Raw genomic sequence first — 13,420 nt, 5'->3', positions numbered from 1 at the left:
GAGAGCAGAGCATGAGCTACGCGATGACCACCCGGCTGACCGCCGGATTCACCCCGACCCTCGAGCGGGTCCGGGCCGCGCTGAAGGACCAGGGCTTCGGAGTGCTGACCGAGATCGACATGCGGTCAACGCTGCGCGAGAAGCTCGGGGTCGACATGGAGGAGTACGTCATCCTGGGCGCCTGCAACCCGCCCCTCGCGCACCGCGCCATGGAGGCCGACCGAAACATCGGCCTGCTCCTGCCGTGCAACGTCGTGGTCCGCGCCGACGGTCCGGACGCCACCCTGGTGCAGGCCCTCGATCCGCAGGTGATGGTGCAGCTCAGCGACGCAGCCGAACTGCGGGAGGTCGCCGACGAGGCGACCCGGCGGTTGCGCGCGGCACTGGACGCGCTCACGGGCTGAGAGGTGGCAGGGGAATTCGCGCCCGCACCCCTGGGCGGTCGCACCGACAGCGGCGGGCGGCCTGCCCGGCGGTCTTGGCCCGCACGTCGACCATGTCCAGGTCACCGGAACGAATCGCCCGCTTCAGCGCGCGGACCGGCAGCCCACCGGATCGAGAGCATCGACTCCGAACGCGGCGCACCGGCTGCGGACAGCCTGCAAGCTCGCAACCGGTCGGTGCGCTGTACGCGGTGTCCAGCAAGGCGCGGGCGCGCGGCCTGCGTCAGCGCAGCGAGATCCTCAACCCGGCAAACGCGCCGGAATCCGGCGGTCGCGGACCGGCTAAGCACCGATGCTGACACGAGTTCGTGTGCCTTGAGCGGCCACGGTACTCGAGCAGCCACTTGCCCTGGACCGCACCGCGAAGCGGTGGCCGAGCGATACCTGGCGCAGGGTCTCGCGGGAATGATCGACCGGTCCGGACGTTCGCAGTTCACCCCAACGCACTCCGGCGCCCGCCGAACGCAACGTGCTGCATCTGCGGCGAGGCGACCATGGGATCGGCGCATCCGCTGGCCGGCTCGGGCTGGCCGCGAGGTGTCACGCCGTGCTGTGGCGGGCCGCCGCGAGTAGGACGGCGAAACCAGCCAGGGCCAACAATGTGGCCGCCGTCGCGACGCCGACCACCATCCGACGGTCCGCCACGGCACGACCAGAACCCGCTGCCGCCACCATCAGTCGATAGCGCGGTCGCGCCCAAGCGAGCAGGACAACGCCAGTGAGCAGCCCAAGTCCCCCGGGGATGGCGAGCGCCGGTCCGCGGGACAGGCCGGTGTAGAGCAGCAGCGCGCCGACTCCCGCGAAGGCCAGGGCGGTGCGCTGCCAGGCGAGGTAGGTGCGTTCGCTCTGCAGGCCCACGTCGATGACTTCCGTTGGATGTGCGGGCTCGGGACGTCTCATTCTTGTCCTCGCACCACTTCCATCAGCACGAAGACCAGCGCCAGCACCATAACCACGGACAGCCCGATGCCAACCACCCGTGGAAGCACCGACCGGGGCAGCGGCCCGCCGAGCCGGATCGCCCGCTCGCGGCGCTCCCACCGCGCGTAGCTCGTCGCGGCGATGACGGTGGACATCACGATGAGTATGACCCCGAGCATCGGCCGGGCCCCCGCGAACGCGAAGTCCGGCACGATTTGAACGACCGCCACACCACCGGCCAGCAGCGCCAGCGACGTGCGGATCCAGGCGAGGAACGTACGCTCGTTCGCCAAGCTGAAGCGGTAGTCCGGCGTCTCCCCCACCTCGTGCAGCGGGGGACGATCCGGTCGCGGACGGAACAGCGTCATGGTGACCCACCCCTCCCGCGCCGGTCACTGATCGTGGTGGCCATGTGTGCTCCTCCCATGTAAATGCTGGCCGCTCCGTCCGGCTGTCGGGTGGACCTAGACCCGTACTCCCAAGCCAATCCAGGTAGGCGGCCGCAATTCGACTGCGGTTACCGTTGGCGCAGATGACGTTGACCGCCTCACCGCGACGAATCTCCGCGGCGCACGCCGGCACGTGTCCCAGCAGAACCACGCGTGCATGAGCCGCGTGCCCGATCATGTACTCGTGCGGCTCGCGGACGTCGATAACCACCGCAGCGTCGGAGCGCGCGTGGGAAAACGTCGCAAGGTCTACTTCAATCATCGCAGAACCGTCTCCTACATACCCCCCTGGGTATATGCGGCGATAGTAGCATGCCGCAATTCCATACCCCCCCGGTGTACATTTGGCGCCGGACATGGAGAGGGGCTTGAACATGCAGGTCGACGAAAATGCAGTCGGTGACGTGATCAAACGGCTTCGCCGCGCCGAGGGCCAGATTCGCGGCGTCATCGGCATGCTTGAAGACGGTCGAGACTGCGCCGACGTGGTGACCCAGCTCGCAGCGGTGTCGCGAGCACTGGACCGCGCCGGGTTCAAGATCATCGCTAGCGGGCTGCAGCAGTGCGTCAGCGGTGCCGCGGGCGAGGACCAGAAGGCCAATCTCGAACAGATGGAGAAGCTGTTCCTGTCTCTTGCGTAACCACCATCTGATGGGGGTGCACCCCGTCGAGGCGCGAGTCCCCCACAAGGTTGTCGGCTCCGCCTGATAACTGACCCCATGGTTCCGGGCCGCTGAATTCTGACCCCTTCCGGAAGCATCGGGAGGTGCTGGCCGTGGAGGACCGGGCGGAGATCCGCTGGTTGTACCGGGCCGAGGGTTGGCGATCACGGCCATCCCTCGTCGGCTGGAGGTCTCACGGAACACGGTGCGCAAGGCGCTTGGGAGCCATGAACCGCCCCGCTATCAGCGGGTCACTCGCGGTTCGATCGTGGATGCGGTCGAGCCGCAGATTCGGGCGCTGCTGGCTCGTCGCCAGCGCCGACCACGCCGGATCCAGTGCGTCTCCGACACGCCGCCCCTGCGGTGTGGTCGTCCGCGACTGGTCGGCGAAGTCGCCGAGGCGGATCCGGCGCCGTCGGCTTCCGCGTCAGGACCTGGTGTGACGCAACAGCGGCCTGCCCGAATATTCGGAGGAAGCTGTTGACCGAGCGCACTCACTGAGTATGCTCAGTGAATGAGCGAGGAGTCAAAGTCCGCGCCTACGGGGGTGCGGCAGCAGCGCAAGGAGCAGACCCGGCATGAGCTGCTGGCGGCCGCGCGGCGCGTCATCGAACGGCGCGGGCTCGCGGCGACGACCACCCGCGAGATCGCCGCCGAGGCCGGGGTGGCGGCCGGAACCTTCTTTGTCCATTTCGCGGACATGAACCTGCTCGTCGAGACGCTGCTCGACGAGCGCATCGGGCAGGCGCTGCAACTGGGCATGGACACCGTGCCAGCCAGCGCGGACCTGGTCGGACAGCTGGTCCATGTGGCCGGCTGCCTGTATGAGGGCTATGACGACGAGCCTGACCTGGCCCGGCAGTACTTGGCCGCGACCCTGTTCCGATCCGGTCCACACGGCCCGGCACAGCAGCGCATCCAACAGTTTCAGGACTGGGTCACCGAACGGATCACCGAGGGCGTCGGCGCCGAAGCCATCCCCGACATCGACCCAACTCTGGCCTTCACGGCGTACTTCGGGCTGTATTTCGCCTTCCTCGTGGCCGGCCTACGAGGCGAGTTGGAGCGACCGCAGCAATTGGCCCTGCTCGCAGCATCGCTGCATCGCCTATTCCGCATGGAGGATGGAGCATGAAGACACTCGTTGTCGGCGGTGGCATCGGTGGACTGACCGCCGCCATCGCGCTGGCGAGGACCGGCCACCAGGTCACACTGGCGGAGAAGATGGAGCAGTTTTCGCCAGTCGGCGCGGGCATCATCATGGCACCCAACGCCGCCAAGATCCTCGCCGAGCTCGGCGTCGACCTGTCCCGGCACGGCCACGCTCTACCCTCGCTCGACCTGGTCGGCGCCGGCGGGCAGCTGCTACAACGGCTGGAGACCCAGCGCCTGGCCGGGCAATACGGTCCGATGTGGGCACTGTCGCGGCCCGACCTGCACGCCGCCCTGCTGGAGCAGTTACCCGAACGGGTGCAGCTGATCCTTGGTAGCAGCGCCAACGGAATCCGGCAGGATTCCCGCGGGGTATCTGTCTGGTTCGGCGACGAACCGGATCCACACACCTTCGACGTGGTCGTCGGAGCGGACGGCCTGCACTCGACCGTCCGCAGGCTCAGCTTGGGACAGCAGCCGCTGCTCTACAGCGGTGCCACCTCTTGGCGCGGCCTCACTCGCAACCCCGGCTTCCTTCGGGCGGTGGAGGCCTGGGGCCCGGGCACCCGCATCGGCGTCGTCCCGCTGCGCGGCGGTCAGCTCTACTACTACCTGGTCAGGTCGGCGCCGCGCCGCGCGCCCGAACTCGACTGGCCGGACGGCTTCCGGGCCGCCTTCGCCGCGCATCACTCGGATCTGACCAGGCTGTTCGACATGCTGACCGATCGGCCGCCGCTACACCACGACCTGGAGGAACTGGCCGCGCCGGTGTGGGGCAGCGATCGGGTGTTCCTGCTCGGCGATGCCGCACATGCCATGACCCCCAACCAGGGGCAGGGCGCGGCCATGGCCATCGAGGACGCTTATGGCCTGATGAAGGCGCTGCGGCCGGGTATCGCCGGAGCCCTGCAGCGGTACACGACGTTGCGGCACGAGCGAGTGCGCGCGATACAGCTCACCTCCCGGCGCATTGGGAAGTTCTCGCACTGGACCAATCCGTTGGCCCGCACCGTGCGCAATACGTTCATGCGATCCCTGCCGCCGTCCCTGGTCGAGGCCCAGTACCACAAGCTGGTGCAGCCCGCGCTCGACCTGCTGGCAAAGGCGTAGGGGCCCGGAAGAGCACTCAGGTACCCGCGGCGGCGGACTGTTGCCGTCTTCTTCACGGGGTAGAGCCGCCCGCCGGGGCAGGTGAGCAGAGGCGCCCCTCGCACCGTCCCTCACGCCGCCGGTCCAGCATCTGCACTGCAACTCGCCTCAACCCCAAACTGTCAACGCCAGCTCATGACCAGCACTCCTGGTGCCGCCCCACATCTGTGCCCACACGGCCCGACCGGAGCGGGCGGGACCAGCGACGCCCGGAGCCGCATCTTTGAAGCGCGCTGAACTCTTGGTCGACCTCATTCAGCCATCTGCTACCGCAGACTCCTCAGATGATCATTCTCGCGCGACGCATACCGGTGCGACGGCGCCTCAACCGGTGAACACGGGCGGGCGAACGTATCCCGCCGCCACGCAACCTGATGTTGTGCCCGCCAGCGTCGCCGGGTCAATGAATCGCAGGTACTCATGGTCGCCGAGCAGTTCCAAGCGGCGGCGCAGCACCGGATTCTCGATGGACTGACTGCGGTGGCAGGCGATGGCGGCTGCTTGGAGCCGGCGACGCACGACAAGCGCCGCGTCCAGTTCGGCCGGGTCGCGTCCCATGAAGGTCGTGCCGAGTTCGGCATTCAGCTGCTCCGCGACCCACCTGGGCACCGCCCAGGCCAGCACCGGCAGGCCGGCCACGCCGGCAGCGGCTAGGGCGGCCTGGGTGGCGCGGTGGTGGTCAGGGTGGCGGGTAACCCCGCCGAGGTCGAAGACCATCAGGTGACTGGGGCGTTCCTCACCGATCAGCCGCAGGATGTGACCGGCCAGCTCATCGAGGGGCACCGCGCCGAGGTTGCCGTCCGGGTAGTCGTGCAGCTCGACCCGGGACACGCCGAGTGCGGCACTGGCACCGTGCATCTCCTGCGACCGGGTGACCGCGAACTCTCCAGGGCTGCCGTGCAGGGTGGAGGCTCCGCCGCGGGTGAAACAGAGCACGCTCGCCCGGGCGCCGTGGGTGATCAGCTCCTCCAACACGGCACCAAGGCCAGAGGATTCGTCGTCGGGGTGGGCGACCACGGCGAGCACCCCGGTGACCTGCCAAGGAAGCTTCGGCCAGGTGCCGGTAGTCGGAAGCGTCATGGCTATCACCTCTCCACCAACCACAATACCCCCTAGGGTATATGGTTCGCCCGGTCATCGCCGCGTTCGCCGTGCCGATCGGGGACATGCTGATCACCGAATCGACCACGGCGGGAAAGCTTGCCTCCCGGACCAGCCGTGCGATCTGGTCCGCGGTCGCCCACGGGCCACACCACACTGCGCAAAGCCCACGAACACCCTGAACCCGCCCATACCGCCGCGCGAACGTGCCGGTCCGCCCCGGGCGGCCGGACCCGCCCGTCTCTCCGTGAACGGCGACGTTCCCGGCTAAACGCTTGCGGTCCGCAGGGACCGGCACCGTACCCGCCATTCCCCGACGCCACCGTCTCCGACCAGTCGGACCGGCACGGCGGCGCGGTCGAGCAGGCTCGCCGCGATCGCGGCCCGGTGCCCGTTCGAGCAGATCACCCACACCGGTTCGGTACGGGGGAGTTCCTGCCGGCGCGCCGGGAGGTCGGCGACGAAGACGGTGTGGCTGCCGGGGATGGTGCCCCACTGCCACTCGAGTGGCTGACGGACGTCGAGCACCGCCGGCTGGTGGCCGCGGACGTACGCGTCGCAGAGATCGTCGGCGCTGACGAGGGGGTACGACGACACGTCACCGCCGTGCGAACGCCACCGCTCGACCCCACCCGGCAGGTACCCCTGCACGTTGCTCCAGCCGATCCGGATGAGCTGGGTCATCACCTCCCGCAACGACTCGGGTGCCGGCTCGGGCAGGATCAGCAGCATGGGGGCGTCGAACGGCAGCAGCCACCCGACGTAGCTCGCGAACCCGGAGTTCAGCTCGATGTTGATCGAGCCGGGAACGTGCGCGGCGGCGAATGCGGCCCGATCGCGGGCGTCGACCACCCACAGGCCCGCCCACAGGGCCTCGGTCACGTCGGCCGGGGTGACCTCGGGTGGTTGCGGGACCGTGCCGAGCGCGGGAGCCCCCGCCCTGTTGATCGTCCCCATGTGCGCGTAGTAGCTCGGGTAGGCCATGAGTTCCCCGGACAGCTCCTCGGCGAAGCTGGCGAAATCTGCGGCGAGCAGTAGCGGATTGCGCTGGCGCTCGGTACCGATGAGGCTGGTCGGCGAGGTGGACGGCATAGCCGCCACGCAGAAACTCCCCGCGCCGTGGGTGGGCAGCACCCGCACGTCGTCGGGAAGCGTGGCGAGTCGGGACAGGCTGGCGTACTGGTCCTGGGTCAGGCGGTCGGTGAAATCCGGGCCGAGCAGGTCCGTACGCCCGGCGCTGCCGAGTAGCAGGCTGCCCCCGCTGAACAGGGTCTGCGGCTCCGTTGTTCCTGCCTGGTAGGCGAGCCAGGCGAGGTGCTCCGGGGTGTGGCCCGGCGTGGCCGTGGCGACCAGCCGCAGATCGCCCACGGCGACCTCGTCGCCCTCGTCGACCGGCCGGTGCGGGAACTCGTAACCGCCTCGGGCGGGCAGCACCAGCTCCGCGCCGGTGGCGGCGCGCACCTCGTGCGCACCGGAGACGTAGTCGTTGTGCACGTGCGTCTCCAGCACCGCACGCACCCGTACCCCCAGCGTCTCGGCCGCGGCGAGGAACCGCCACGCGTCCCGCTGGGGATCGACCAGGACCGCCTCGTCGCCCGAGCGCAGCAGATAGCTGTTGTCCCCGAGCCCGGGCGTGGTGAAGACCTCGAAGTCCATGACACACCGCCTCACGTTTTTGGCCAGCAATCAATTGACTAATTGAAGACCCAAGAACTAGCGTCTGTCCATGGCGCTTGGCCCCGGACCGATGCTCGACGAGACCGCCGCACGGTTCGCCCTCCTCGGCGATCCGACGCGGCTGCATCTGGTGAGCCTGCTGTGCGAGCGCGGGGAAACATCCGTCGGCGAGCTGGCGGAGGCCGCCGGGATCTCGGTCGCCAACGCGTCCCAACACCTACGGAAACTGACCCTCGGCGGGGTCCTCGGCCGACGCAAGGTCGGCAACCAGGTCTTCTACCGGGTCGTCGAGAAGACGATCGAGCGGCTCTGCGAGATCGTCTGCGCCAGCGTGCAGCACCGGGCACGCCTACTGGAAACCACGACCACCGACTCCTAGCCGGGAGGGCGCAATGCCACACGAGCCCGCGCCGCCAATCATCGCCCGCTCGATCGGAACGGGGCCACCCAGCCCCGCGTGGGCGAAAGTCATCGACCAGACTAAATGCGTGGGCTGTCATGCCTGCACCACGGCATGCAAGTCGGAGAACGACGTGCCGCTCTCGGTGACCCGCACGTTCGTCAAGAACGTCGACGTCGGTGCATTCCCGCAGGCCCGGCGGGCGTTCCAGGTCACCCGCTGCAACCAATGCACCGACGCACCCTGCGTGGCCGCCTGCCCCACCAGCGCGATGTACGTCCGCGACGACGGCATCGTCGACTTCGACAAGAACGCCTGCATCGGCTGCAAGTTCTGCATGGCGGCCTGTCCCTACGATGCGATCTTCATCAACCCCGAGGACCACTGCGCGGAGAAGTGCAACTTCTGCGCACACCGCCTCGAAGTGGGACTGGAGCCGGCCTGCGTGGTCGTCTGCCCCACCCAAGCGATCATGGTCGGCGACCTGAACGACCCCGACTCCGCCGTGGCGCAGATCGTCAACCGCGAACCGGTGTCGGTCCGCCGGCCCGAAAAGGGCACCAGGCCGAAGCTGTTCTACAAGGGAGCCACGCAGGCCACGCTGGATCCCCTCGCCGCCGGCCGACCGGAGGGGGACACCTACGCCTGGGCCGAGCAACCGACGGGTCCGCACATCGTGCAGGGACCGACCACGGCCCAGTCCAGCAGCGCCGCCGCCATCATCTCGTACGACATCGCGCACCGCGCGCCCTGGGACTGGCGGGTCAGCGCCTACACCTGGACGAAGAGCATCGCGGCCGGGGCGTATCTGGTCCCCCTGCTCCTGGTGCTGCTGGGCAGGCTCGACGCCGCCAGCTCGCTCTGGGTCTGGATCGCTCCGGTCGTCGCCGCCACGTTTCTGGCCCTGACCGCAGCCCTACTGATCTGGGACCTCGAACACCCGGAACGGTTCTATCTGATCCTGACCCGGCCACAGTGGCGCTCCTGGCTGGCCCGCGGCGGGATCATCCTGGGCGGCTTCGCCGCCGTACTGGGGCTGCACCTGCTCGCCGCGATCATCGACGCCCCCGCCCTGCGGACCGGCGCGGCCGTCGCGGGACTGCCGCTGGCCCTGCTCACCGCGGTCTACACCGCGTACCTGTTCGCTCAGGCCAAGGCACGCGACCTGTGGCAGAGCCCGCTGCTCCCACCACACCTGGCGGTGCAGGCGTTCCTCGCCGGCGCGGCGGTGCTGCTCCCGATCCAGGCATGGCGGACCGATGGAGTGACCCACGCCCTGGGCTGGGTGCTCGGCGGCGCCACCCTGGCACACCTGCTGTTCGTGCTCGGCGAGGTCACGCTGCCGCATGTCACCGCCCACGCGAGGCTCGCCACGTACGCGATGACCGGCGGCCGGTACCGCTGGCCCTACCGGGCGAGCCTGGCCCTGGTGGCCCTCGCCCTGCTGGCCGCGGCCGGAGTCGTGTCGGTCGGCCTCGGCGGTGGGCTGGTCGCCGCGGCCGCGGTGGTCGCGCTCGCCGGCCTGGCCCTGCACGAACACGCCTACGTCCAGGCCGGCCAATCGGTCCCCCTCGCCTAGGAGACACCGCAATGACACGAGTTGACGACATCGCCGGCCGGGTCAGCGCGGCCCGGGCCGAGGCCGACGCCCGAGGCGAGACGTTCTACCCGGGGCCGAGCCGGGTCCACCTGGCCGCGTTCCCTCCGAAGGAGCGTTGGGACGACTGGGTGGAGCTGGAGTCCCGGGACTGGCCGAAGCGGACCGAGCGGCACTACCTGCTGGTGCCGACCACCTGCTTCAACTGCGAGTCCGCCTGCGGCCTGCTGGCTTACGTGGACCGGGACACCGCCCAGGTCCGCAAGTTCGAGGGCAACCCCGAGCATCCCGGATCGCGTGGGCGCAACTGCGCCAAGGGCCCGGCCACCATTAACCAGGTCACCGACCCCGACCGGATCCTGCAACCGCTCAAGCGGGTCGGCGCGCGCGGTGAGGGACGGTGGGCGCCGGTCAGCTGGGACGTTGCGCTCGACGACATCGCCTCCCGGATCCGCACCGCCGTCGTGGAGGACCGGCGCAACGAGATCATGTACCACGTCGGACGGCCCGGCGAGGACGGCTTCACCGAGCGGGTGCTGGCCAGCTGGGGCGTGGACGGGCACAACTCGCACACCAACGTCTGCTCCAGTGGCGCGCGGGCCGGATACCACTTCTGGACCGGCATCGACCGGCCCAGCCCGGACCACGCCAACGCCGACGTCATCCTGCTGGTCAGCTCCCACCTGGAGGCGGGACACTACTTCAACCCGCACGCGCAGCGGGTGATGGAGGCGAAGCAACGTGGTGCCAAGCTGATCGTCTTCGACACCCGGTTGTCCAACACCGCCACCCACGCGGACCACTGGCTCTCCCCGTACCCCGGTTCGGAGCCGGCCATCCTGCTGGCCGTCGCGTCGTACCTGCTGCGCAACGGGCTGCATGACCGGGAGTTCATGCGCCGCTGGTGGAACTGGGCCGAGTACCTGGCCGCCGAGCATCCCGAGCGGGCGCCCGTGTTCGAGGAGTTCGAGGAGGTGCTGCGCGAGCTCTACGCGCCGTACACGTTCGAGTTCGCCGCCGCCGAGTCCGGCGTCGACGCCGCGACCATCGAACGAGTGGCCGAGCTGGTCGGCGGCGCCGGTACCCGGCTGTCCACCCACACCTGGCGTTCGGCGAGCGCCGGCAACCTGCACGGATGGCAGGTCTCCCGCACCCTGTTCCTGCTCAACGCGATGCTGGGGGCAGTCGCGACGCCGGGCGGCACCCACCCGAACGCGTGGAACAAGTTCGTGCCGCGGCCCATCCACACCCCGCCGCACCCCGGCACCTGGAACGACCTGACCTGGCCGCTGGAGTACCCCCTCGCCCTCAACGAGCTGTCCTTCCTCCTCCCGCACTTCCTGAAGGAAGGCCGAGGGAAGCTCGACGTCTACTTCACCCGCGTCTACAACCCGGTCTGGACCAACCCGGACGGGCTGAGCTGGATGGAGGTTCTCACCGACGAGTCCATGGTCGGACTGCACGTCGCGCTCACGCCGACGTGGAGCGAGACGGCTTTCCTCGCCGACTACGTCCTGCCGATGGGGCTCGGCCCCGAACGGCACGACCTGCACTCCTACGAGCAGTACGACGGGCAGTGGATCGGCTTCCGCCAGCCGGTGCTGCGCGCCGCGCGGGAGCGGCTGGGCGAGCAGGTCGGCGACACCCGCGAGGTCAACCCAGGACAGGTGTGGGAGGAGAACGAGTTCTGGATCGAACTCTCCTGGCGCATCGATCCGGACGGCAGCCTGGGCATCCGGCAGTACCACGAGTCGAAGGAGCAGCCGGGTACGAAGCTGTCGGTCGACGAGTACTACGGCTGGATCTTCGAGAACTCGGTACCCGGCCTGCCGGAGAAGGCCGCCGCCGAAGGGCTGACCCCGCTGGCGTACATGCGCCGGTACGGCGCGTTCGAGGTGCGCAAGGGAATCGGCCCGATCTACGAGGAGCCCGTCCCCGACGACCAGCTCGTCGACGTCGGCGAGGACAACTTCGGCCGGGTCTACACCCGCGCCCCGGCGCCGACCTCCCCCAACATCGTGCCGATGGCCGCCCCGGAACCCGACGACCAGGGCCGCCGGCCGGTCGGCGTCCGCATCGACGGCGCGGTCCGCCGCGGCTTCCCCACCCCCAGCGGCAGGCTGGAGTTCTACTCCCGCACCCTCGCCGACTGGGGTTGGCGGGACCAGGCCGTCCCCCGGTACGAGCGCAGTCACGTGCACCCCGAGGCGATGGCACCCGACCAGCTCGTGCTGATCTCCACCTTCCGCCTCCCGACGCAGATCCACACCCGCGGCGGAAACGCCAAGTGGCTCGACGAGCTCGCGCACACCAACCCGCTCTGGATCCACCCGCGCGATGCCACCCGGATCGACGTCGGCAACGGAGACCTGGTGACCGTGGAGACGGAGATCGGCTGCTACGTGGTGAAGGCCTGGGTCACCGAGGGCATCCGGCCCGGGGTCGTGGCCTGCAGCCACCACATGGGCCGGTGGAAGCTCGCCGCGCAGGGTGAGAACAGCCAGCGGCAGATGATGGCGACCGTCGACCTGGCCCGGGACGACGGCCGGTGGCGGATGACGCGGCTGGCCGGGGTGTCGCCGTATCAGTCCAGTGATCCGGACACCGCCCGGATCTGGTGGAGCGACGTCGGCGTGCACCAGAATCTCACCTTCCCGGTGCACCCGGACCCGATCTCCGGGCAGCACTGCTGGCATCAGGCGGTACGGGTGCGCAAGGCCACGCCCGCCGAGGCGTACGGGGACATCGTCGTGGACACTGCCAAGGCCCACGAGGTCTACCGACGGTGGCTGGAGCTGGCCCGGCCGGCCCATCGGCACTCGCCGGACGGCACCCGGCGGCCGTACTGGCTGATGCGGCCGCTGAAGCCGGCCAAGCCCATCTTCAACCTCCCCGCAGAGGATGGCTCCCCGGTCCGAGAGGGGGAAGCGCTCCGATGACCACGCTGCCGCTGGCCGGGTTCGCGCCCGGACGCACCCGGAACCGGGCGGAGCTGTTCCGAGCGCTGGGGGCGCTGGCCGAGGCGCCCGGCGAAGCTCAGCTGCGCCTGGCCGACCTGCTCAGGCTGCCCCGGCCCAGCGGCGAGCAGTGGACCGAGGCATTCGTGGTGCAGTTGGTGCCGCACGCCTCCGTCTACCTCGGCGCGGAAGGCATGCTCGGCGGTGAGGCCGCCGACCGGGTCGCGGGCTTCTGGCGGGCGCTGCGGCTGCCGGTACCGTCCGACGCCGACCACGTCGCCGCCCTGCTCGGGCTCTACGCGGCGCTGGCCGACGCGGAGTGCGACGAGCCGGCCGGCCCGCGGCGGACGATGCGCCGCCAGGCCCGGGTCGCGCTGTTCCACGAACACCTCGCGAGCTGGCTCCCGGCGTACGCGCGTGCGATGGCGGACAGCGGCCCCGCACCGTACGCGCAGTGGGCGCGGTTGCTGCACGACGCCCTGCTGGCGGAGGCCGCCGAGATCGGTCTGCCCGACCGCCCACCGGCGCACCTGCGTGACGTGGCGCCGCTCGGCGACGGCGGCGGCCTTGACGGCCTGCTGACGGGTCTGCTCACGCCGGCCCGCAGCGGCGTCATCATCACCCGCGCCCATCTGGCGACGGTGGCCCGCGGTACCGGCTTGGGCCTGCGGCTGGGTGACCGGCGACGGGTGCTGCGGGCGCTGCTCGAGCAGGATCCCGCTGTGACGCTGGCGGCCCTGGCCGAGCAGGCGCGCGAATGGTGGGCGCGGCACCGTGCCGACGAGCCGGTCGTCGGACCGGCAGCCCGGCACTGGGCAGAACGTGCGGCGATCACGGCGGATGTGCTGACGGCCGCCCAGCGAGAGGCACACATGATCGCAGAGAAGTTCAGTCACGACGATCGCCTGTAAC

12 protein-coding genes are annotated in these 13,420 nt (G+C 69.8%); 8 read left to right on the top strand and 4 right to left on the bottom strand.

The genetic code is table 11. The annotated features are described in order from the left end of the window. Positions 1 to 11: 11 nt before the first annotated feature. Positions 12 to 404: a DUF302 domain-containing protein gene (locus tag FB455_RS03380; RefSeq protein ID WP_145752100.1), complete on the top strand. Its 393-nt coding sequence runs from the start codon at positions 12 to 14 to the stop codon at positions 402 to 404. A 579-nt stretch (positions 405 to 983) separates the two neighbouring features. Here FB455_RS03380 and FB455_RS03375 read toward each other — a convergent pair. Further along, entirely contained in the window at positions 984 to 1,343 is a 360-nt protein-coding gene (locus FB455_RS03375) for a DUF202 domain-containing protein (protein ID WP_145752097.1), read from the bottom strand. Further along, positions 1,340 to 1,732 (bottom strand): YidH family protein, encoded by a 393-nt coding sequence (locus FB455_RS03370; protein ID WP_145752095.1) that lies wholly within the window; start codon positions 1,730 to 1,732, stop codon positions 1,340 to 1,342. The genes FB455_RS03375 and FB455_RS03370 overlap by 4 nt, the downstream gene beginning before the upstream one ends. A gap of 455 nt (positions 1,733 to 2,187) precedes the next feature. Between FB455_RS03370 and FB455_RS03365 the strand changes: the two genes are divergently transcribed. The 3 genes from FB455_RS03365 (at position 2,188) to FB455_RS03350 (ending at position 4,737) form a co-directional block, all read left to right on the top strand. Then, the gene (locus FB455_RS03365; protein WP_145752166.1) at positions 2,188 to 2,454 is read left to right on the top strand and encodes a metal-sensitive transcriptional regulator; all 267 of its coding nucleotides are present in this window, start codon (positions 2,188 to 2,190) and stop codon (positions 2,452 to 2,454) included. Between the two features lie 535 nt (positions 2,455 to 2,989). Then, positions 2,990 to 3,610 (top strand): TetR/AcrR family transcriptional regulator, encoded by a 621-nt coding sequence (locus FB455_RS03355; RefSeq protein WP_145752092.1) that lies wholly within the window; start codon positions 2,990 to 2,992, stop codon positions 3,608 to 3,610. Beyond that, a complete protein-coding gene (locus FB455_RS03350; RefSeq protein WP_145752090.1) occupies positions 3,607 to 4,737 on the top strand; it encodes an FAD-dependent monooxygenase in 1,131 nt (376 codons plus the stop codon). Before FB455_RS03355 ends, FB455_RS03350 begins: the two co-directional genes overlap by 4 nt. 363 nt (positions 4,738 to 5,100) lie before the next feature. On the opposite strand, the gene FB455_RS03345 is transcribed toward FB455_RS03350, so the two are convergent. Together FB455_RS03345 and FB455_RS03340 are read right to left on the bottom strand one after the other, a co-directional pair. Further along, complete coding sequence (locus FB455_RS03345) at positions 5,101 to 5,856, bottom strand: PIG-L deacetylase family protein (RefSeq protein ID WP_145752088.1); 756 nt, start codon at positions 5,854 to 5,856, stop codon at positions 5,101 to 5,103. A 288-nt stretch (positions 5,857 to 6,144) separates the two neighbouring features. Then, positions 6,145 to 7,533 (bottom strand): MBL fold metallo-hydrolase, encoded by a 1,389-nt coding sequence (locus FB455_RS03340; RefSeq protein ID WP_145752086.1) that lies wholly within the window; start codon positions 7,531 to 7,533, stop codon positions 6,145 to 6,147. Positions 7,534 to 7,603: 70 nt separating this feature from the next. On the opposite strand from FB455_RS03340, the gene FB455_RS03335 reads away from it, so the two are divergent. Genes FB455_RS03335 through FB455_RS03320 form a run of 4 tightly spaced genes read left to right on the top strand, consistent with a single transcriptional unit; the run spans position 7,604 to position 13,419 of the window. Continuing rightward, complete coding sequence (locus FB455_RS03335; protein ID WP_145752084.1) at positions 7,604 to 7,933, top strand: ArsR/SmtB family transcription factor; 330 nt, start codon at positions 7,604 to 7,606, stop codon at positions 7,931 to 7,933. Between the two features lie 13 nt (positions 7,934 to 7,946). Then, positions 7,947 to 9,533: a 4Fe-4S dicluster domain-containing protein gene (locus FB455_RS03330; RefSeq protein WP_145752083.1), complete on the top strand. Its 1,587-nt coding sequence runs from the start codon at positions 7,947 to 7,949 to the stop codon at positions 9,531 to 9,533. Positions 9,534 to 9,544: 11 nt separating this feature from the next. Further along, the gene (locus FB455_RS03325) at positions 9,545 to 12,490 is read left to right on the top strand and encodes a molybdopterin dinucleotide binding domain-containing protein (protein ID WP_145752080.1); all 2,946 of its coding nucleotides are present in this window, start codon (positions 9,545 to 9,547) and stop codon (positions 12,488 to 12,490) included. Continuing rightward, positions 12,487 to 13,419, top strand: coding sequence for a molecular chaperone TorD family protein (locus FB455_RS03320; protein ID WP_145752078.1), 933 nt, complete (start codon positions 12,487 to 12,489; stop codon positions 13,417 to 13,419). The genes FB455_RS03325 and FB455_RS03320 overlap by 4 nt, the downstream gene beginning before the upstream one ends. The last annotated feature ends 1 nt before the right edge of the window (position 13,420 follow it).

This window comes from Micromonospora sp. CNZ296, from assembly GCF_007827635.1.
Note: the sequence above shows the minus strand (reverse complement) of the source record. Positions and strands in the feature narration are given on the sequence as shown.